At 65.0% G+C, this 18777-nt stretch carries 19 protein-coding genes; 14 read left to right on the top strand and 5 right to left on the bottom strand.

Annotated elements, in window-relative coordinates; translation table 11 throughout:
- Positions 1–22: 22 nt before the first annotated feature.
- From AAFG13_RS34620 to lspA, 5 genes are all read left to right on the top strand, one after another.
- Positions 23–601, top strand: coding sequence for a L,D-transpeptidase (locus AAFG13_RS34620; RefSeq protein ID WP_212319538.1), 579 nt, complete (start codon positions 23–25; stop codon positions 599–601).
- Positions 602–694: 93 nt separating this feature from the next.
- Positions 695–1495, top strand: coding sequence for a DUF2927 domain-containing protein (locus tag AAFG13_RS34615; RefSeq protein ID WP_342709565.1), 801 nt, complete (start codon positions 695–697; stop codon positions 1493–1495).
- Between the two features lie 425 nt (positions 1496–1920).
- Entirely contained in the window at positions 1921–2952 is a 1032-nt protein-coding gene (locus AAFG13_RS34610) for a MerR family transcriptional regulator (RefSeq protein ID WP_342709564.1), read from the top strand.
- A 77-nt stretch (positions 2953–3029) separates the two neighbouring features.
- On the top strand, positions 3030–4025 hold the full coding sequence (locus AAFG13_RS34605) for a LysR family transcriptional regulator (protein WP_342709563.1): 996 nt from the start codon (positions 3030–3032) through the stop codon (positions 4023–4025).
- Positions 3956–4663 carry a signal peptidase II gene (lspA, locus tag AAFG13_RS34600; protein WP_342709562.1) on the top strand — a complete coding sequence of 236 codons (708 nt, stop codon included), beginning with the start codon at positions 3956–3958 and terminating at the stop codon, positions 4661–4663. Before AAFG13_RS34605 ends, lspA begins: the two co-directional genes overlap by 70 nt.
- A gap of 9 nt (positions 4664–4672) precedes the next feature.
- On the opposite strand, the gene AAFG13_RS34595 is transcribed toward lspA, so the two are convergent.
- Positions 4673–4885 (bottom strand): hypothetical protein, encoded by a 213-nt coding sequence (locus AAFG13_RS34595; RefSeq protein WP_342709561.1) that lies wholly within the window; start codon positions 4883–4885, stop codon positions 4673–4675.
- A gap of 356 nt (positions 4886–5241) precedes the next feature.
- Here AAFG13_RS34595 and AAFG13_RS34590 point away from each other — a divergent pair, with 356 nt between their 5' ends.
- Complete coding sequence (locus AAFG13_RS34590) at positions 5242–6390, top strand: ABC transporter substrate-binding protein (RefSeq protein ID WP_342709560.1); 1149 nt, start codon at positions 5242–5244, stop codon at positions 6388–6390.
- A gap of 296 nt (positions 6391–6686) precedes the next feature.
- On the opposite strand, the gene AAFG13_RS34585 is transcribed toward AAFG13_RS34590, so the two are convergent.
- The 3 genes from AAFG13_RS34585 to AAFG13_RS34575 all read right to left on the bottom strand — a co-directional run bounded on the left by AAFG13_RS34585 (position 6687) and on the right by AAFG13_RS34575 (position 9352).
- Entirely contained in the window at positions 6687–6932 is a 246-nt protein-coding gene (locus AAFG13_RS34585) for a hypothetical protein (protein ID WP_342709559.1), read from the bottom strand.
- 29 nt (positions 6933–6961) lie between these two features.
- Positions 6962–8086, bottom strand: a complete 1125-nt coding sequence (locus tag AAFG13_RS34580; protein WP_342709558.1) for a M48 family metallopeptidase — start codon at positions 8084–8086, stop codon at positions 6962–6964.
- A gap of 105 nt (positions 8087–8191) precedes the next feature.
- Positions 8192–9352 carry a DUF898 family protein gene (locus tag AAFG13_RS34575; RefSeq protein ID WP_342709557.1) on the bottom strand — a complete coding sequence of 387 codons (1161 nt, stop codon included), beginning with the start codon at positions 9350–9352 and terminating at the stop codon, positions 8192–8194.
- Positions 9353–9654: 302 nt separating this feature from the next.
- Here AAFG13_RS34575 and AAFG13_RS34570 point away from each other — a divergent pair, with 302 nt between their 5' ends.
- The 4 genes from AAFG13_RS34570 (at position 9655) to AAFG13_RS34555 (ending at position 14725) form a co-directional block, all read left to right on the top strand.
- A complete protein-coding gene (locus AAFG13_RS34570; protein ID WP_342709556.1) occupies positions 9655–10014 on the top strand; it encodes a hypothetical protein in 360 nt (119 codons plus the stop codon).
- Positions 10015–10253: 239 nt separating this feature from the next.
- Positions 10254–11525, top strand: coding sequence for a cytochrome P450 (locus AAFG13_RS34565; protein ID WP_212319518.1), 1272 nt, complete (start codon positions 10254–10256; stop codon positions 11523–11525).
- A 30-nt stretch (positions 11526–11555) separates the two neighbouring features.
- Positions 11556–12830, top strand: a complete 1275-nt coding sequence (locus AAFG13_RS34560) for a cytochrome P450 (protein WP_212319516.1) — start codon at positions 11556–11558, stop codon at positions 12828–12830.
- A gap of 59 nt (positions 12831–12889) precedes the next feature.
- Positions 12890–14725 (top strand): methyltransferase domain-containing protein, encoded by a 1836-nt coding sequence (locus AAFG13_RS34555; RefSeq protein WP_342709555.1) that lies wholly within the window; start codon positions 12890–12892, stop codon positions 14723–14725.
- A gap of 238 nt (positions 14726–14963) precedes the next feature.
- Here AAFG13_RS34555 and AAFG13_RS34550 read toward each other — a convergent pair whose 3' ends face one another.
- On the bottom strand, positions 14964–15473 hold the full coding sequence (locus tag AAFG13_RS34550) for a MarR family transcriptional regulator (protein WP_342709554.1): 510 nt from the start codon (positions 15471–15473) through the stop codon (positions 14964–14966).
- A gap of 106 nt (positions 15474–15579) precedes the next feature.
- Here AAFG13_RS34550 and AAFG13_RS34545 point away from each other — a divergent pair, with 106 nt between their 5' ends.
- The 4 genes from AAFG13_RS34545 to AAFG13_RS34530 all read left to right on the top strand — a co-directional run bounded on the left by AAFG13_RS34545 (position 15580) and on the right by AAFG13_RS34530 (position 18771).
- Positions 15580–16479, top strand: a complete 900-nt coding sequence (locus AAFG13_RS34545; protein WP_342709553.1) for an alpha/beta hydrolase — start codon at positions 15580–15582, stop codon at positions 16477–16479.
- Positions 16480–16548: 69 nt separating this feature from the next.
- Positions 16549–17352, top strand: coding sequence for an isocitrate lyase/phosphoenolpyruvate mutase family protein (locus AAFG13_RS34540; RefSeq protein ID WP_342709552.1), 804 nt, complete (start codon positions 16549–16551; stop codon positions 17350–17352).
- A gap of 265 nt (positions 17353–17617) precedes the next feature.
- Positions 17618–18178 (top strand): thiamine pyrophosphate-binding protein, encoded by a 561-nt coding sequence (locus AAFG13_RS34535; protein ID WP_212319506.1) that lies wholly within the window; start codon positions 17618–17620, stop codon positions 18176–18178.
- Positions 18178–18771: a thiamine pyrophosphate-dependent enzyme gene (locus AAFG13_RS34530; RefSeq protein WP_342709551.1), complete on the top strand. Its 594-nt coding sequence runs from the start codon at positions 18178–18180 to the stop codon at positions 18769–18771. The genes AAFG13_RS34535 and AAFG13_RS34530 overlap by 1 nt, the downstream gene beginning before the upstream one ends.
- Positions 18772–18777 lie beyond the last annotated feature (6 nt).

Here is an 18777-nt window from a genome sequence, read left to right as displayed (position 1 = left end):
TATTTGATTGTTCGCGAGGACGATGACGATGCGCCCGATTGCCTTGATGTTTGCCGCGCTCACGATCCTGGCAGGTGCCGGCCAGGCCCACGCCCAGTTCTTCGATTCCCGCGGCTACCAGTCCGAAGCCCCGAGCTTCTTCGGCGGTGGCGGCGCAAGCCCGATCCCGCGCACCACCGTCAACTACGAGACCAACTACGCCCCCGGCACCATCGTGGTGAACACCGCCGAGCGCCGGCTCTATCTGGTGATGGCGAACGGCCAGGCGCTGCGCTACGGCATCGGCGTCGGCCGCGACGGCTTCCGCTGGAGCGGTGTGCACCGCATCTCCGCGAAGAAGGAATGGCCGTCCTGGACGCCGCCCTCGGACATGCTGCGCCGCCGCCCCGATCTGCCGCGCCACATGGCCGGCGGCATCGAGAACCCGCTCGGCGCGCGCGCAATGTATCTCGGCTCGACGCTGTACCGCATCCACGGCTCCAACGAACCCGAGACGATCGGCCAGGCGGTCTCGTCGGGCTGCTTCCGGATGACCAATGAGGACGTCAAGGACCTCTATGATCGCGTCTCGGTCGGCGCCACAGTAGTGGTGAAGAACTGATCGCGTCGATTTCAACGGAACCAGGCGCTTCCATGCGGCGAGATCGCTGATCTTGCCTTGCGCTGCCGGGCGCATTGCGGCAGCGTGGTTCGAATGCGCCAACATTGCTCGCTTATCCTGCTGCTGCTCGCCGCGGCGCTCGCCACTTCGCTCACCGACGCCATCGTACCGGCGACGGGTGCAGAGATTCCGGCCATCACCTCGCGCCAGCGCAACGAGAAGAAGGTCTTTACCGACGCCGAGATCGTCGAGGGCTTTCTGAAAACCGCGTTCGGCGCCGAATATCATCTCGCCGGTCGGGTCGACCGCATCCGCAAATACGACAGACCGGTGCGCGTGTTCGCCGACGGCAACCGCGCCGACCGCAAGGTCCAGCTCTCCAAGGTCATCGCCGACATCCGAGCCAAGGTGCAGCATCTCGACATCGCGATGACCGATAACAACGACGCGGCCAATGTCGTGGTCAAGCTGGTGCGCGACCGCGAGCTCTACCGCACGATCGCGACCTTCTACGGCCAGGAGCGCGCCAAGGAGATCCGCGCCTCGCTCGATCCGCAATGCCTGTCGGGCTTCCGCAAGAACGAGAATTACGAGATCGAGCATTCCGACGTCATCCTCACCGTAGACAATGGCGATTTCGTCTTCCTCGACTGCGCCTATGAGGAGCTGTTGCAGTCGCTCGGCCCGATCAACGACACCGCGACCGTGCCGTGGACCATGTTCAACGACAGCGTCTCGATGGGCTTTTTCGACGTCTACGACCAATATTTGCTCAACCTGCTCTACGACCCCCGCATCAAGCCCGGCATGAACGTGCAGGAGGTCAAGGCCGCGCTGCCCGAAGTGCTCACCGACGTCCGCGCCTGGGTGGCGAAGGTGAACCATCTGGAGTGAGGGTGGCTGCGATCGGTGATGGTGCTCGCCAGAAACACCGCTGTCGTCCTGGCGAAGGCCAGGACGACGATGAGGATAGGTCTCGACTCCACCGTCAAACAGCTTGTTCGGTGTCATCACCCGCGCATGCGGGTGATCCAGTATTCCAGAAACAGCAGTGCTTGAGCCGAGAAGCCGCGGCGTACTGGATCGCCCGGTCGAGCCGGGCGATGACAGTTGTGGATGAGGACGCAGCTTCGCATTCTCGCGCAACGCGCGCGTAAGGGACGCACCGGCGGTAGGATTCCCTCCCCCCTTGCGGGAGAGGGAGCCTCAGCAGCGTGCTCACCTCACTCCACCCGATGCGAAATCACCACCCTCCCCGCTTGACCTTGCCCCTGCGGCCGCCTCCATAGAAGCGCGGTCAGACGACGCGAGGTGATTCGATGAATGCTCCTGCTGCCCGTTTCCTCAGTCCGTCCGAAGCTGCACGGCAGCTCGGGATCTCGGCGAAAGCGCTGCGCCTCTACGAGGAGCGCGGCCTGATCGCCCCCGGCCGCACGCCGGCGGGATGGCGCGCCTATGGTGCGGCCGAGATGGCGCGCGGCGCCGAAATCGTCGCGCTGCGCGCGCTCGGCCTCAGCATCAATGAAGTGGCGCGAATCCTGAGCGGCGATGCCGTGATCCTCGATCGCGTGCTGGCCGCGCACGAGGCCACGCTCGAAGCACGGATGCGCCAATCCGGCGACAGCATCGCCAGGGTGCGCCGGCTGCGCGCCGACCTCGGCCGCGGCAAGATGCCCGCGACGCGCGATCTCATCGGTGCGGTCAGGGCGCGGCCGGCGATCGGCGTCGCGTTCGATCTGCCGTGGCCGTGGGGCGGCGAGCGCTTCGAACTGCGTGACATCAAGCTGCTGAACTACATCGTCGGCCCGCTCGGCAGCGGCAAGACGCGCCTCGCACAGCGGCTCGCCGAAGTGCTGCCCGACGCCAGATTCGTGGGGCTGGACCGCACCGCCGACGGCGGCGCTTCCGTTCGTGCGCGGCTCGATGCCGACCCGGCGCACAAGGCAAGGGTCGAGGCGAGCCTTGCCGCCCTGCTCGCCGACGGCGCGGTGGACTCAGCCGCACTGACCACCCTGCTCGCCGCTCTCGAGGCCGACGGCGACAGCATCCTGGTGATCGACATGCTCGAGCAGGGGCTCGATGCGGCCAGCCAGGAAGCCGTGATCGCGCATCTGCGCCGCCGCGGGCCCGAGGCGCGGCCGCTGTTCTTCCTCACACGCTCCAACGCGATCCTGGACCTCGACGCGGTCGGCGACGATGAAGCGATCATCCTGTGCCCCGCCAATCACAGCGTGCCGATCTGCGCCACGCCGGTGCCCGGTGCGGTGGGCTATGAAGCGGTCGCGACCTGCCTTGCCTCGCCGGAGGTGCGCGCACGCACGGAAGGCATGGTTGCGTGGCAGCCATCCTGATTTCTCGTATTGGTTGTATTATAATCACGCGACAAGGTCGGATGCGCGGCAGGAAAAGTGTGCTATAAGCTCACACAATGACCGAGCTTCCCCGTACCCAGGCCTTGCGTTGCTTCATCACGGTTGCCCGTGAGGGCACTGTATCGCGCGCTGCAGCGATGCTGAAACTGACCCAGCCGGCGGTCAGCCTGCAACTCAAGGCGCTGGAGGAAAGCACCGGGCTGCAGCTGTTCAACCGCACACCCAGCGGCTTCACGCTGACCGAGGCCGGCGCCGCGCTGCTGCCGCTGGCGCACCGGGCGGTGGCCGCGGCATCCGACTTCAAGGCGATGGCGGACTCGCTGAACGAGGCGCAGCGCGGCACGCTGCGCGTCGGCACCATCCTCGACCCCGAATTCACCCGGCTCGGGCCATTCGTGCGCAGCCTTGCAATGTCCTCGCAACGCACCGAAGTGTTTCTGCGCCATGGCGTCAGCGACGACGTGCTGGCGCAGGTCGGCCGGGGCGAGCTCGACGTCGGCTACTATGTCGACGCCACGCCGCCGGAGCAGCTCAACCATCACAGCTTCGCCGAGCGAACCATCGCCGACGGCCGCTACCAGCTGGCGCCGCTGCTCAGCTACCACTACCGCGTGATCGCGCCGATCGGCTGGCGGGACCGGGTGATCGGCAAGGACTGGGCGGAGCTTGCCGAACTGCCCTGGCTCGCGACACCGCCGCATTCCGGTCATCGCCGGATGCTCGACGACATCTTCCGTCCGCTCGGCGCCTTGCCGAAACGCGTCGGCTACACCGATCAGGAAGAGGCGATGATCGACTTCGTCGAATCCGGCCTCTGCCTCAGCCTCGCGCGCGACAGCGTGCTGGCGCCACGCATGGCGCGCCCGCATCAGTTCGTGGTCTCCGACCGGGTGAAGCTCACCTGCGATCTCTCGTTCGCCTGCCTTGCCGCCCGCCGTCGGGAGCCGGTGATCGCGCACGCCTTCGCGGCCGTGCGCGCGGTGTGGAATATCAAGCCGGCGATCGCTGGCGCCGGACCGACGCGAACGCGGAAGGTCGCGAAGAACGTCTGACGCGAACTTGTGCTCCTCACTTCAAAGCCAGTCTGGTGCAATACGGTCGGAGATATTGGCCGTTACGGCCCATCACACTATGGTGTGACACCGGGGTTGTTGCCCATGGCGGCCGGGGAGCGAGAGACGGTTTCGTGAGAAGATATCGAAGCTCGCGCATCGTCGCGTTCTGCGTCGCACTCGCGATGCTGGCGCTGGATCAGCTGACAAAGCTTTGGGCCCTTCGATCGCTCGAAACCGGCGCCACCGTCGAGCTGCCCGGCCCGATTGATCTCACCCTCGTGTTCAATCGCAGCAACGCATTCGGGCTCATTCCCGACTACGGTGCGTTGTCGCAGTGGGCGCTGGCGTCCGTCGGCCTTGCCGCAGCGACGGCCCTGCTCGGATCCATCCTGCGGCGATCGACGTCGACCATCAACGCCTTCGGATTCGCCTTGATCGGCGCCGGAGCCGCCGGAAATGCGATCGATCGTCTTCGATTGGGAGCCGTCGTCGATCTGTTCGATGCCTCGAAACTTCGATTTGTCTGGATTTTCAACGTCGCCGACGTTTCAATCGACTTAGGGATCGCGCTTGTCCTGCTGGCCGCGCTCCTGCCGTCGTTGGAAGCGCCCAAGACAGACCACGGCAACAACTAGGCTGATATCCTAGGCCGCGACGACCAGCGGCCGCGTCATCTCCGCCATTGCCGGCACCAGCGACGGCGCCTCGCAATCCTGCAGAGCGATCTCGTTGACAAGTTCGCGCAGCCTTGGCGGCAAATCGGCGTAGTCGTCGCGCAGCACGTAGCGCAGTCGCTCGCCGATCTCTTCGCAGATGGCGCGCACGTGCTCGGGCGCGATCGGATGATGCTCAATCATGGACGTGGACCGCTTGCGACGGCTGCGCGCCGTCCAACTGCACGCCTGCAACCACGGATCCCGCATATCGAGATGCGATCAAGACGAGGATCCGAACAATGCTGAACATGGTTCGTAGTCCCTTTTCCTGTCCTTCAATAACAGCAGGACATTGCCGCCCGATTAGGGAAACTGGTTCCTGCGGCCTTTAGGGGATTGGTAAACGTCAGGTTCACGACCGGGCCGCAGCCGAGGCCCGGATGTCCCCAATCAGGGGGACAGACGCATCAGGCGGAATCAATAAGATGCGAAACCGGACGCCGGTCGGCTATCATTGGCCGCACTGACACAAAAAGAACCTGCTGGGAGGAATTGCAATGAAGCTGGCCATGGCCGGACTCTGGATACTCGCGGGCGCGCTGTTGGTTGCGCCGGACGCGCGTGCCGACATCAAGGTCGGCGTCGTCGTGTCCGCATCCGGGCCGGGCTCGGCGCTCGGCCAGCCGCAGATGCGCACCATCGCCGCGCTGCCGAAGGAGATCGGCGGCGAGAAGGTGGTCTACATTGCGCTCGACGACGAGTCCGACCCGACCAAGGGCACGCAGAATGCCCGCCGCCTCGTGATCCAGGACGGTGTCGATATCCTGATCGGCTCCTCGCTGACCCCCGTGACCATGCCGATGCTCGACGTCGCCTTCGAATCCAAGACGCCGATCATCTCGCTCGCGGCTGCGACCGCGATCGTGCGGCCGATGGACGAACGCCGCCGCTGGGCGTTCAAGGTGGTCCCCAACGACGACCTGATGGCGGCGGCGATCCTGAAATACATCGCGAAATCCGGCATCAAGACGCTCGGCTATATCGGCGTGTCCGACGGCTATGGCGAAGGCTACTACAACGAGGTGTCACGGCTGGCGCCCACGCTCGGCCTCACCGTCACGACCCATGAGGTCTATGCGCGCGCCGACACCAGCGCGATGGGCCAGGCGCTGAAGGTGATCGCGACCAACCCGGAGGCGGTGTTCATCGCCTCCGCAGGCACGCCGGCGGTGCTGCCGCAGGAGGCGCTGCGCAGCCGCGGCTATGCCGGCAAGATCTTCCAGACCCACGGCGTCGCGTCGGAGGAATTCATCAAGCTCGGCGGCGCCAATGTCGAGGCCGCAATCTTCACCGGCGAGGCCTTCACCATCGCCGACGATCTGCCGGCGGGCGATCCGTTCCGCCAGGCGCGCGACGAGTTCGTGTCGTCCTACGAGAAGGTCAACGGGCAAAAGCCGAACATCTTCGGCGCCCATCTGTGGGACGCCGTCACGCTGTTCAAACGGGCGGCGGCGAGCGCGCTGAAGACGGCGAAGCCCGGCACGCCGGAATTCCGCGCCGCGTTACGCGACGAGCTCGAGCGCGGCAAGGACGTCTATCTGAACAACGGCCTCTCGACGATGAGCCCGACCGACCACAATGGCTACGACGAGCGGTCGGCGTTCCTGATCAAGGTCGAGGGCGGCAAGTTCAGGCTGGTGAAGTAGGGGTTGCGCTAGGTCATGATGACTTTGCGCTGAATCGAGCAGCTGACACCGCTTCACCTCGCCCCGCGTGCGGGAAGAGGCACAGGCCGCCTTCGGCGGCCGTTCTCAGGAACGCCGAAGCAGTGCTTCGGCTATGACGTATCGTCAGATGCGTTCCGGGTGAGGGGGAGTCTCCGCAAATGCGGCTATCACCGGATACGCGGAGGCAGCCCCTCACCCCAACCCTCTCCCCATAAGAACGGGGCGAGGGAGCGCAGCGCCGTTGCGGTCGCCGTTCGAACTGATCTCAACATGCTCTAGTCGCCGCCCCAGCGCCAGCGGGGCGGCTCGCCCTTCCACCAGCACACGCCGGTGAGCAGGACGCACAGCACGGCGACGTAGGCGATGAAGCCAGGGCGAGAGTGCGGAAGGATCGTTGCGGCACCAACGGCGATCAGGGCGGCAAACCCGGCGACCACCGACCAGCCCTGCCAGTTGTTCGGCGGTCCCCAGCCCCAGCCGTAACGCTTGGCGGGAAACCAGTATCTGACGTCACGCGGCATGGGACTGCTCCAGTCCGAAATCCCCTGCTTCACACCTTGCCCTTGCCCGATCCGCAGATGCCCTTCAGCGCCTGCCATTCGGCCGACGACAGCAGCGGCTGGCCGCTGGTCCGGCCGGCTGCGTCGGCCTTGTCCATGCGCGCGAGGCGATCCTCGGTCAGCGGATGGCTGGCGACGATCGAGAGCCCCTTGCCGCCTTCCTTGCCGGTGACGCGGAACATCAGTTCGCCCATCGGCTTCGCCGGACGGCCGAGCGTGTGCATGGTCTCGATCGCGAAGCTGTCGGCATTGGTCTCGGCGTCGCGCGAATAGGATGAAGTCACCAGCGAGCGCGAGGCGAAGACCAGCGCGCCGGACCCCGTGATGTCGCCGAACAGCAGCCCGATCAGGAACGAGGTGCCGCCATTGTGGATCAGCTCGCGCATGCTGTCGCGATGGCGAAGATGGCCGAGCTCATGCGCCAGGACGCCGGCGATCTCGTCGGGGTTTTCCGCCTTCTCCAGCAGCCCCTCGAACAGATAGACCTTGCCGCCCGGCAGCGCGAAGGCGTTCGGCACCGAGGTCGCCAGCACGCCCGATTGCACCGAGGTGTCGAGGCCCGCGGTCTCCCGCAGCTTGCCGACCAGTTTCTCGAATGCCGCCTGGCCGGCCGCGTTGCTGCACGGCTTGCCGTCGAACACCACCTTGACCTGCGCTTCCGCGACGTCGCCGAGACGCCGCTCGAAGGAATCCGGCACCAGCGGCGTCAGCCGCTCGGCAGCCAGCGGCACGCCGAACAGCACCACCAGCACGATCGACACCGCGGCCGCGAGCGACCAGCCGACGATCGCGGCGACGCCCCGGCGGTTCGGCAAATCCGCCTCGAGCGCGTCGCAGCGCGCGACAAGCGCCGCCATCAGCTGCGCGTCGCGGATTTCGAGCCGCGCCAGAGCCGGCGCGGTCAGGCAGCTCAGCCGCAACAGACCGGACGGGCTGTCGGCGCGGCGGATGTCGGCAAACGCCCAGCGCGCGAGCAGCGTTCCGTCTTCCCTGATCTCCAGCGCATCGGACAGTTTGAGCGCGACGAAGCGCCGGCGGCTCGATGCGCCGTCGAAGAACACCGCGCCCGGCGCAGGCGCCGCCGCGGAGCTGGTCTCGCTGGTACCGGAGTCCATGTCGCTAAAGCGCGGCGAGATTGGGTTGAATCGTCATCGCGCTTTAGCTCCTTTTTTGAGCATGATCTTCTCGGAAAACCGCTTCGCACTTTTCCGGATCATGCTTTAGAAACCACCGACGTCGAGGCCGTCGGCAAAACCTTCGCCGAGCGCATTGGCGAGATCGCCGCGCGCGGCGACGTCGGCGGCCGCGCCGATGTTGTGCACGATGGTCGAGGACAGCACCCGGACCCAGAGATCGCGCATCAGATAGACCCGCATCACCACGTTCATCGCCAGCGCAAAGGCGAGATAGCCGATGCCGAGCAGCACGATCAGGGGAATGCTCTTGGCGAACGCCTCGGTCTTGAAGAAGCTCTCGATCGAGGAGCCGTCCATGCTGGCGACCAAGAAGGTGCAGAGCACGAGATAGGCCGCGAACACCATGCCGAGCAGCATGACCCAGCCGATCACCTTCCAGTACAGGCCGATCAGCGCGCTGCGGCGCAGGGTGGATTCCAGCCGGACCTCGCCGAAGCGGATGCCCGACAGCCACCAGCGCCACTCGATCGCCTTGAACGCTGCATAGGCGAACGGGGCGAAGATCGTGCTGTAGAGCGCGAACGGCATCAGCAGCCAGAGCCACCAGCCGCGCTTGAAGAACTCCCAGCCACGGCCCTCGAACGAGCCTTGAAGGTCGCCGTAATAGGAATGCCGCATCTTGTAGCGTTCGAGCGCCGCCTCGCGCCATGGCAACGCGAGGCCGAGCGTGATCACGACCAGCACGCCCCATAGCGAGGCCTTCAGCGCATAGATCCAGCCCGAGCCGCTCATCCAGAAGCGGACGCCGCGCCACACCGTGCGGGTCAGGCGGTAGCGCCGCGCGCGATAGATCGCGAACTGGCCGAACAGATAGAAGAAGGCGACCAGCGGCAGCGAGGCGAACGCCTTGAGATGCTCGGCCTCGATGCCGATCAGGAAATATCCGAGATAGATCGGCACCAGGATCGCGAGCGCGACCAGGAAGCCGATCAGGAGCTCCTTGCCGCGGCCGGTATATTCCGGCGCGTCGCCGTCGATCTGGGTGTTCGACCAGAGGTGACGGCGGATGTCGGTGGTGAGCCAGAACCGGTAGAAGCCGAGCGTGACGAGCTCGAGCCCGGCGCCGCGCGCGACCAGCCGGAAAAACTCCTTCCGGTTCCCTGAAAACGCCACCGGCATCGGCGGCGGAACCGGTTGCGGGGGCGGCTGCGGCGGCCCCAGCGGGGTCCAGCTCATGTCGTTCACGGGTTAACTCCAGGCGAGACAATCTCTGCGTATCAAAAGCACAGGTTTGTCGCTGCGAGTGTGATCCAGGTTTCACACAAGGTCGAGATCGCCGGCCGATTTTTGCCGGGGTGCGGTTGGCCATGCCTTAACGGCATCGCCGGAAACAGCGCAGTCCTCGATGCCGGGGTCGCCCCCGGGTCGGAGCAAAGCGGCCGCCATCCCACCCTCGTCGAGCGCGAGCTTCGAACCCCATCGCGGGAATGAGATACTTACGGATCAGGTGACAAAGGAACACGCCGGACAAGCGAGGAAGGGTAGCGATGAGCAAGTGGATAATGTCGGTGTGCTTCCTGGCGCTGACGGCAGCTCCCGCCGCTGCCGTCGACATACGGCTGGATTCCTATCGCAATCCGAAGAATGAGAACTTTCGCATCTTCAATCATATGTACCTGGACGGCGTCAGGGGCGGCCTGATGGCTTCCAATGCCTGGCTGAAACGGCATGGCGGACAATTGCTGTTCTGCATGCCCAACGATCTCGCGCTGACCAGCGAGCAGACCGAAGAGATCATGCTCAAGTCGGCCGACAAGCGGTCCGCGAAAGGCGAGATGGTGATCGCTCTCCTGCTGCTGTGGGGCATGCAGGACACCTACCCGTGCGAAAAGCCCGGCACCGAATAGACAGTCCCCGCACCGTTCGCACCTGCCGCCTAACCAAATCAAACGCCGTTTCAAACAGCGTTGGTCGCCGCCTTGCCCCCTCCACCGGCGAAAAGCCCGGATTCGGCCGCTTTGACCTGACATCAATGCGGCCAAATGCGCGTTATGAGCCCTTGCGCAAACCGCGGAATGAGAATGTAATTCGGTAAAACATGTCGCGCCGGCGATGCCCCGGCAGCGAAACGGTTGAGGAGCCGCTCATGCACGGGACCATCGATCTGGTCGACGACACCAATCTGGACGCTGCACGCGAACGCGCCAACACGCTTGCTCTCGCGGATTACGATCCCGGCCATCCCGAGTTGTTCAAGACCGATACCTTCTGGCCGTATTTCGACCGGCTGCGCCGCGAGGATCCGGTACACTACTGCAAGGATTCGATGTTCGGTCCGTACTGGTCGATCACCCGCTACAACGACATCATGGACATCGAGACCAACCACGCGGTGTTCTCCTCGGCCGCCTCGCTCGGCGGCATCACCATCCGCGACGTGCCGCCGGACCTGCGCCGCGAAAGCTTCATCGCGATGGACCAGCCGCGCCACTCGGCGCAGCGCAAGACCGTGGCGCCGATGTTCACGCCGACGCACCTTGACGAACTCGCGATCAATATCCGCAACCGCTCGACCGAGTGCCTCGACAATCTGCCGCGCGGCGAGGTGTTCGACTGGGTCGACAAGGTCTCGATCGAGCTGACCACGCAGATGCTCGCGGTGCTGTTCGACTTCCCCTGGGAGGATCGCCGCAAGTTGACGCGCTGGTCCGACGTCGCGACCACCCTGCCCGGCGCTGGCGGCCTGGTCGCCACCGAGGACGAGCGGCAGGCCGAACTGATGGAATGCGCGACCTATTTCGCAAGACTGTGGAAGGAACGAGCTGACCAGCCACCGAAGAGCGATCTGCTCTCGATGATGGCGCACAGCGACGCCACGCGGAACATGGACCCGAAGAATTTCCTCGGCAACCTGATCCTGCTGATCGTCGGCGGCAACGACACCACGCGCAACACGCTGTCCGGGAGCATCTACGCGCTGAGCAAGCATCCGGAGCAGTATCGCAAGCTCAAGGAGAACCCGGCGCTGATCGACAGTTTCGTGCCCGAAGTGATCCGCTGGCAGACGCCGCTCGCCCATATGCGGCGCACCGCGCTGGCCGACTTCGAGTTCCGCGGCCGCCAGATCAAGAAGGGGGACAAGGTCGTGATGTGGTACGTCTCGGGCAACCGCGACGAGGAGGCGATCGAAAAACCCTACGAGTTCCTGATCGACCGCGCCCGGCCGCGCACCCACATCTCCTTCGGCTTCGGCATCCACCGCTGCGTCGGCCTGCGTCTCGCCGAGCTGCAGCTCAAGATCATCTGGGAGGAGATCCTCAAGCGCTTCGACACGATCGAGGTGGTGGAGGAGCCGCAGCGGGTGTATTCCAGCTTCATCAAGGGCTACGAGACGCTGCCCGTGCGCATTGCCGCCTGACGCATCGCGAGCCAACCGGGATCAAGAATCATGAACGTCCAGACCGCCATCCGTGCCGACCGGGCCGAGCTGTTGCGCCAGGCGCGCGAGGAAGCCTATGCGACGCCCCTCAGGGATTTTCACCCCGGCGCGCCAAAACTATTCCAGAACGACACGTTGTGGCCGTGGTTCGAGCGGCTGCGCAAGGAAGAGCCGGTGCACTACTGCACCAATTCGCCGATCGAGCCCTATTGGTCTGTGGTGAAGTACAACGACATCATGCATGTCGACACCAGCCACGGCATCTTCTCCTCGGACTCCACGCTCGGCGGCATCTCGATCCGCGACGTGCCGCCCGGCTACGACTATCCGAGCTTCATCGCGATGGACCAGCCGAAGCACGCCCACCAGCGCAAGACCGTCTCGCCGATGTTCACGCCTAATCATCTCGACGAGCTGGCGAAGCTGATCCGCCAGCGCTCGGCGAGCGTGCTCGACAATCTGCCACGCAACGAGACCTTCAATTTCGTCGAGCGCGTCTCGATCGAATTGACCACCCAGATGCTGGCGACGCTGTTCGACTTCCCCTGGGAAGAGCGACGCAAGCTGACGCGCTGGTCCGACGTCTCCACCGCGCTACCGAAGAGCGGCGTCGTCGACTCGCCGGAACAGCGGCGGCAGGAAATGGACGAGTGCTACGCCACTTTCTCAAAGCTGTGGAACGAGCGCGTCAACGCGCCGCCGAGGAACGACCTGCTGTCGATGATGGCGCACAGCGACGCCACCCGGCACATGGACCCCGACAATCTGATGGGCAACATCATCCTGCTCATCGTCGGCGGCAACGACACCACGCGCAACACCATGAGCGGCTCGGTGCTGGCGCTGCATGAGCATCCCGACCAGTTCAGGAAGCTGAAGGAGAACCCCGCGCTGATCGACACCATGGTGCCGGAGGTGATCCGCTGGCAGACGCCGCTCGCGCATATGCGGCGCACCGCGCTCCAGGACACCGAGGTCGGCGGCAAGACGATCAGGAAAGGCGACCGCGTCGTGATGTGGTACGTCTCCGGCAACCGCGACGACGAGGTGATCGACCGCCCCGACGAGTTCATTATCGATCGCGCCCGGCCGCGCATCCATCTGTCGTTCGGCTTTGGCATCCACCGCTGCGTCGGCATGCGGCTCGCCGAGCTGCAGCTCAAGATCGTCTGGCAGGAGATGCTGAAGCGCTTCGACCGCATCGAGGTGGTCGGCGAGCCGAAGCGGGTCTATTCCAGCTTCGTGCGCGGCATCGAGAACCTGCCGGTGCGGATCCCGGGCTGAGCCTGGAGCCGATCGGCGCGCTTTCCGGCAGCATCTTGCAGTGGGCCAGTTGACGGAACATGAACCGAAAAGAACGGCGTGCGGCCGGCAAGCGACGGGACGAGTCCGCCGGAAGCGCTCCCGCTTTCGGCTCCGCGGGCGTCAGCATCGCCGGCCTTGCCGCTGAGGCGAGCCGCTTCTACGGGATGCGCCGCTTCAACGAAGCGCAGGAGATCTGCCGGCAAATTCTCGCGCGTGAGCCCGGTCATGTGCAGAGCCTGAACCTTGTCGGCCTGATCGCGCAGGCATCCGGCGATCACCGCGGCGCCGCGAAGATGTTCACAAAGGCCATTGCCTCCGACGAGGTCAACGCCGCCTGCCACTACAACGCCGGCAATTCCTACCAGGCGCTGGGCAATCGCGCCAAGGCGGCCGCGCATTTCAGCAAGGCGCTCGCGCTCGGCATGGAGGCAAGGGCCGTCGGCTTCATCCTGCAGAGTCCAACCGTCACCAGCTATGTCGGGCGGATCGCCGGCAAGTGGCCGCTGCCGGTGACGAACGCCGAATTGTTTGGCACTGACAGCGTCGCCCCGCTTGCGCGCGACCTGTTCCTGCGCTCGGCGATGGAAGCGACGACACTGGCGAACATGCAGCTCGAGGTGCTGCTGGGACATGCGCGGGCCGAACTGCTGCGGCTCGCGAGCAATCGGGACGCAGCGGACGACGAGATCGTCGCCTTTGCCTGCGCGCTCGCCCGGCAATGCTTCATCAACGAATATGCCTGTGGACAGACTGCGGTGGAAGGCGAACGTGCGGGCGCATTGCGCGATCGACTACTGCAAGACCTGGCGTCAGATGTCGCCATCGCGCCGCTCACGCTCGCGGTCGTTGCAGCCTATTTCCCGCTTCATGCGCTCCCGCAGGCGGACGCGCTGCTGCGCCGGGATTGGCCTGCGACCACAACCGGCCTGTTGCGGGTGCAGCTGCGCGAGCCGCGCGAGGAAATCGAAGAGCGCAGCGCCATTGCGACGCTCACCCCGATCAAGAACGACGTATCCGTCGAGGTGATGCGCCAATACGAGGAAAATCCCTATCCGCGCTGGACCGTCAACCCGCTCACGGCATTCGCGGCCGATCGGGCGCGGGGCCGAACCGTCGCGACAGCGGAACAGCAAGCCGAACAGGATATCCTGATCGCGGGTTGCGGCACCGGCTCACACGCGATCCAGATCGCGCAGGTCTACCCGAACGCCCGCTTGCTCGCGGTCGACATCAGCATGACCAGCCTCGCCTATGCGCGCCGCAAGACGCGCGAGCTGGGCTTGACCAACATCGAATATGCGCAGGCGGATATCCTGGAATTGGGCGCGATCGACCGCACCTTCGACAGCATCGAGTCGGTCGGCGTGCTGCACCATCTTGCCGAGCCTTTTGCCGGCTGGCGCGTGCTGGTCTCGCTGCTGCGGCCGGGCGGCACGATGCGCATCGGCCTGTACAGCGAGCTGGCGCGGCGCGTCATCGTGGAGGCCCGGGCCCGCATCGCCGCACGCAATTATTGCGCCACCGCCGCCGACATCCGACGGTGCCGGCGGGACATTTTTCGCGAGGCTGGACAATGGAAGCCGCTGATCGGCGCCAAGGACTTTTACAGCATGAGCGGCTGCCGCGATCTGCTGTTCAATGTCATGGAACACCGCCTCGCGATTCCCGAGATCGCGGCATTCCTCAACGAACACGGTCTAACGTTCCAGGGCTTCGAGCCGTTTGACGATCCGACGGTGCTCGACCAATTCCGCAAACAGTTTCCGGGCGCGGCCGACGAGACCAATCTGGACCAGTGGCGCCGCTTCGAGGTCGATCATCCCGAGACGTTCTGGGACATGTACGTTTTCACGGTCGGCAAGACCGCAAGCTGACGGCAAGGCGCTAGCGCCATAAGGTCGAGCAGTGACCGCGATGGCACTGCGCTCCCTCTCCCCGTTCTTGCGGGGAGAGGGTTGGGGTGAGGGGCCGTCTCCGCGTATCCGGCGATAGTTGTGCTTGCGGAGGCTCCCCCTCACCCGGATCACATCCAAGGATGCGTTCCGACCTCTCCCCGCACGCGGGGCGAGGTGAAGCGGAGCCTGCCGCTCGACTCGGAGTAGGGTCATCCCTCTAGCGAACGTGCTGGCTCTTGTTCGTCGGCAACGGGCAATTGGTGCAGACCCGGTCGTCGCACATCCGGCAGATCGTGAAGCGGTCCATCTCCGAGGTATCCTGCCTTGCCAGCAGCTCGCGGATCAATGTCGCAAGCTGCTTCCGTTCGGCCGACGACAGCACATCGAGCAATGACGTGACCGCCGATATCCGGGACGCCAGCAGTTCGTTGCGGGATGCAGCGCCTGACGCCGTCAGGTGCAAGGCGACCTCGCGGCCGTCCTTTCCGGGGCGACGTTCGACAAGCCGATCCGAAACCAGGCGATCCACCAGCCGGACAGTTCCGGAATGCGACAGGCCGAGGATCCGCCTCAGCTTGTCATTGGTCATGCCCTGGCCGTAGCCGATGACGATGAGGGCCGCGGGTGTCTCGCCGCCGCGGCCGACCACCTCGCGCGCACCTTGCTCGATACGATCCATGACGGCGAGCGACAGCGCACCCAGCAGATTGGCGATTCCGTGTTCCATGCGGGGAATAATATGTGCGCTGCGCACAAAAAACAACTTGACCTGATATGTGCGCTACGCACATATTTGTCCGGAGAGTGACCACGACAAAAGATGGAGAGCAGCGATGACGATCCGAAGCACCGCATTGGCAATGCCTGACGCCGCTGGCAGCGAACCCACGCTGAAATACGTGCAGGCCAACGGCGTGCGGTTTGCCTATCTCGAACAGGGCAGCGGGCCGCTTGTCATGTTCATGCACGGCTTTCCCGACAACGCCTGGTCGTATCGCAAGCAGCTGCAGGTGTTCGCGGATACCGGGTATCGCGCGGTCGCGCCGTTCCTGCGGGGCTATGCGCCGACCGAGATCCCGGCCGACGGCATCTTCGATCCGATCGCGCTGGGCCAGGATCTCGAAGCGCTGATCGCGGCGCTGAGCGACGATGGACAGGCGCGCGTCGTCGGCATGGATTGGGGCGGCACGTCAACGTTCCAGGTGCTGGCCACGGCGCCGTCGGCGATCAAGGCCGCGGTTGTCATGAACACCGCGCACCCGATCACGATCGCGAGCCTCAGGAGCGATCCCGATGCCGTTCGATCGGTCTTCCATGTCTATTTCTTTACGGTGCCTGGCGCTCACTCGGCGGTCAACATCGAGGGACTTCCCTTCGTCGACTACCTTTGGAAGTTGTGGTCGCCAACCCTGGAGAACGACGAGCATCTCCGCTCGGTCAAGGAGACGCTCAGCTCTCCCGGCACCATGAAGGCGGCGCTGAAATACTACAGTGGCCTGGTCGATGCGGGAGTTGCGGGCCGGCTGCCGATCAACGACATGCATACGCCGACGCTGACGATTTATGGCGGCAACGATCCGACGGCGCGGTACTCGATGAAGGAAGAGCCGCTCTTCAAGGGGCCACATCAGCGCGTTGTCCTGCCCGATGTCGGGCACTTCCCGCACCTCGAGCGTGAGGCCGAAGTCACTGGTCTGATCATGGACTGGTTCAAGACCCACGCCGCCGGCTGAACAGCCGTGCTGCAACCAGCGACCACGTCACGAAGTCTTTCAATCTCTCTCTGAACAGGAGTGCGCGCAATGGACGCCACGACACAGCAGCAACACGCCGAAGCGTTTCACGGTCTTCACAGGACGGGCGACCCGCTCATCCTGTTCAATGCCTGGGACGTCGCGACCGCCAAGGCGATCGCGAAGACCTCGCCGGCCATCGCGACCAGCAGCGGCGCGGTGGCGTCCGCGCTCGGCTTTGCCGACGGCGAAGATGCCCCGCTCGACATCGTGGAGGGCCTGGTCTCGCGGATGACCGCTTCCGTCCCGGTTCCGGTATCGATCGATCTGGAGGCCGGATATGGCGACACCGCGGACGCCGCCGCGCGTTCGGCGGCGAGGATCCTGAAGGCCGGCGCGATCGGCATCAATATCGAGGACGGGCTTTTGGGCGGCAAGCGCCAGCTCGTCGATCCCGAACAGCATGCCGCCAAGATCAGGGCGGTGCGCGACACCGCGCAGCAGCTCGGCATTCACCTCTTCATCAACGCGCGGACCGATCCGTTCCTGCTGAAATTCGGCTCGCCGGAGCAATGCCTCAATGAAGCCGTGCGACGCGCGACAATCTATGCCGAGGCCGGCGCCGACGGCATTTTTGTGCCGGGGCTCACCGACCTGGCGCTGATCGAGCGGCTCGTTCAGCTGACGCCGCTGCCGGTCAACATCATGGTGACGCGCGGCGTTCCCGAAATCGGCGAGCTCGCCCGCGCCGGCGTGCGCCGGGTCAGCCTTGGGCCGTGGCCGATGATGGCGGCGATGCGCGTCATCGGAGAGGCCGCTGACGCGGTGGTCACGAGAAAGCAGTACGGCACGTTTCTGCAGCCGAACGCCTGAGTTCGAAGACACTAGCCATCCTGATCCCGCAACTCGTCATTGCGAGGAGCGAAGCGACGAAGCAATCCATCCCTCCACGCATGCGGAGAGATGGATTGCTTCGCGGAGCCTGTCATCGGGCGCGCGTTCGCGCGACCCGTTGGCTCGCAATGACGGGATATACAATTCCGGCATAGCTGCGCGACACAGATGCGACGGGAGCTAAACGTCCTCACGCGCTATGGCTTCGGTGAGGACGCGCCACTGCGCGCCCCTAGCCGAGGCCATGATGGACCAGATTGCCGTTCACCAGGACAGCGCGACCAGCACCGACTGGCCGGTTGCGATCTACCGCACGCTGAAGGATTTTGGCGTGGCGCAGGTGTCCTACGTCCCCGACGCCGGACACTCGAAGCTGATCAAGCTGTCGCACGCCGATGCCGACATCAAGACTACGGTGCTGACCACCGAGGAGGAAGGCGTGGCGATGGCCGCCGGCGCCTGGCTCGGCGGCGATCGCGCAGTGCTGTTGATGCAATCGAGCGGCGTCGGCAATTGCGTCAACATGCTGTCGCTGATGGCGAGCTGCCGCTTTCCGCTGCTCACGCTGGTGACGATGCGCGGCGAATGGGCCGAGTTCAATCCCTGGCAGATCCCGATGGGCCGCGCGACGCCGCAGGCCTTCGAGATCATGGGCACCACCGTGCTGCGGCTGGAGAACCCTGATGACGCCGAGGAGGTGATCTCGGCCGCCGCCTCGCTCGCCTATGACGGCGATCAGCAGGTCGCGGTGCTGATCTCGCAGCGGATGATCGGCCGCAAGAAGTGGACGAAGGAGACGCATTGATGTCAGCGCCAACAGGCACTCTCGATCGCCGCGCCGCCGTGAAGGCGCTGCTCACCGACCGTGGCGACCTGCTCGTGATCTCCGGGCTCGGCTCCTCGTCCTACGACGTGTTCGATGCCGGCGAGCATCCCGGCAATTTCTATCTCTGGGGCGCGATGGGCGGCGCCGCGATGGTCGGGCTCGGCCTTGCGCTGGCGCAGCCGAAGCGCCCGGTGCTTGTTATCACCGGCGACGGCGAGCAGCTGATGGGCATCGGCAGCCTCTTGACCATCGCCACCAAGCAGCCCGGCAATCTCTCGATCGCGGTGCTGGACAACGGCCATTTCGGCGAGACCGGGATGCAGCTCAGCCATTCCGGCTTAGGGGCCAGGCTCGAGGTGATCGCGAGCGGCGCGGGCATCGGCCATGTCTCCGACATCACCGACATGGCCGGCATTCAACGCTTCCGCGCGAGCCTGCGCGATCTCGGCGGCGGTCCGCGGCTGGCGCGCATCCGGATCGCGGCCGGCGAAGTCGAACGCGCGCTGCCGCCACGCGACGGCACCTATCTCAAGAACCGCTTCCGCGGCCATCTCGGCTTCCAGGTGAGATGATGCGAC

The sequence above is a fragment of the Bradyrhizobium sp. B124 genome (assembly GCF_038967635.1).
In the GTDB taxonomy this organism is placed as follows: Bacteria; Pseudomonadota; Alphaproteobacteria; order Rhizobiales; family Xanthobacteraceae; genus Bradyrhizobium.
This window is presented reverse-complemented; position numbering and strand designations above follow the sequence as displayed.

What these genes read in the sequence shown, in the direction of transcription:
- AAFG13_RS34560 (WP_212319516.1), top strand. Translation starts at nt 11,556, where the DNA reads ATGAACGTCCAGACCGCCATCCGTGCCGACCGGGCCGAGCTGTTGCGC.
- AAFG13_RS34610 (WP_342709564.1), top strand. Translation starts at nt 1,921, where the DNA reads ATGAATGCTCCTGCTGCCCGTTTCCTCAGTCCGTCCGAAGCTGCACGG.
- AAFG13_RS34540 (WP_342709552.1), top strand. Translation starts at nt 16,549, where the DNA reads ATGGACGCCACGACACAGCAGCAACACGCCGAAGCGTTTCACGGTCTT.
- AAFG13_RS34550 (WP_342709554.1), bottom strand. Translation starts at nt 15,473, where the DNA reads ATGGAACACGGAATCGCCAATCTGCTGGGTGCGCTGTCGCTCGCCGTC.
- AAFG13_RS34530 (WP_342709551.1), top strand. Translation starts at nt 18,178, where the DNA reads ATGTCAGCGCCAACAGGCACTCTCGATCGCCGCGCCGCCGTGAAGGCG.
- AAFG13_RS34590 (WP_342709560.1), top strand. Translation starts at nt 5,242, where the DNA reads ATGAAGCTGGCCATGGCCGGACTCTGGATACTCGCGGGCGCGCTGTTG.
- AAFG13_RS34585 (WP_342709559.1), bottom strand. Translation starts at nt 6,932, where the DNA reads ATGCCGCGTGACGTCAGATACTGGTTTCCCGCCAAGCGTTACGGCTGG.
- AAFG13_RS34580 (WP_342709558.1), bottom strand. Translation starts at nt 8,086, where the DNA reads ATGGACTCCGGTACCAGCGAGACCAGCTCCGCGGCGGCGCCTGCGCCG.
- AAFG13_RS34605 (WP_342709563.1), top strand. Translation starts at nt 3,030, where the DNA reads ATGACCGAGCTTCCCCGTACCCAGGCCTTGCGTTGCTTCATCACGGTT.
- AAFG13_RS34570 (WP_342709556.1), top strand. Translation starts at nt 9,655, where the DNA reads ATGAGCAAGTGGATAATGTCGGTGTGCTTCCTGGCGCTGACGGCAGCT.
- AAFG13_RS34555 (WP_342709555.1), top strand. Translation starts at nt 12,890, where the DNA reads ATGAACCGAAAAGAACGGCGTGCGGCCGGCAAGCGACGGGACGAGTCC.
- AAFG13_RS34535 (WP_212319506.1), top strand. Translation starts at nt 17,618, where the DNA reads ATGATGGACCAGATTGCCGTTCACCAGGACAGCGCGACCAGCACCGAC.
- AAFG13_RS34595 (WP_342709561.1), bottom strand. Translation starts at nt 4,885, where the DNA reads ATGATTGAGCATCATCCGATCGCGCCCGAGCACGTGCGCGCCATCTGC.
- AAFG13_RS34620 (WP_212319538.1), top strand. Translation starts at nt 23, where the DNA reads ATGACGATGCGCCCGATTGCCTTGATGTTTGCCGCGCTCACGATCCTG.
- AAFG13_RS34565 (WP_212319518.1), top strand. Translation starts at nt 10,254, where the DNA reads ATGCACGGGACCATCGATCTGGTCGACGACACCAATCTGGACGCTGCA.
- AAFG13_RS34615 (WP_342709565.1), top strand. Translation starts at nt 695, where the DNA reads ATGCGCCAACATTGCTCGCTTATCCTGCTGCTGCTCGCCGCGGCGCTC.
- AAFG13_RS34545 (WP_342709553.1), top strand. Translation starts at nt 15,580, where the DNA reads ATGACGATCCGAAGCACCGCATTGGCAATGCCTGACGCCGCTGGCAGC.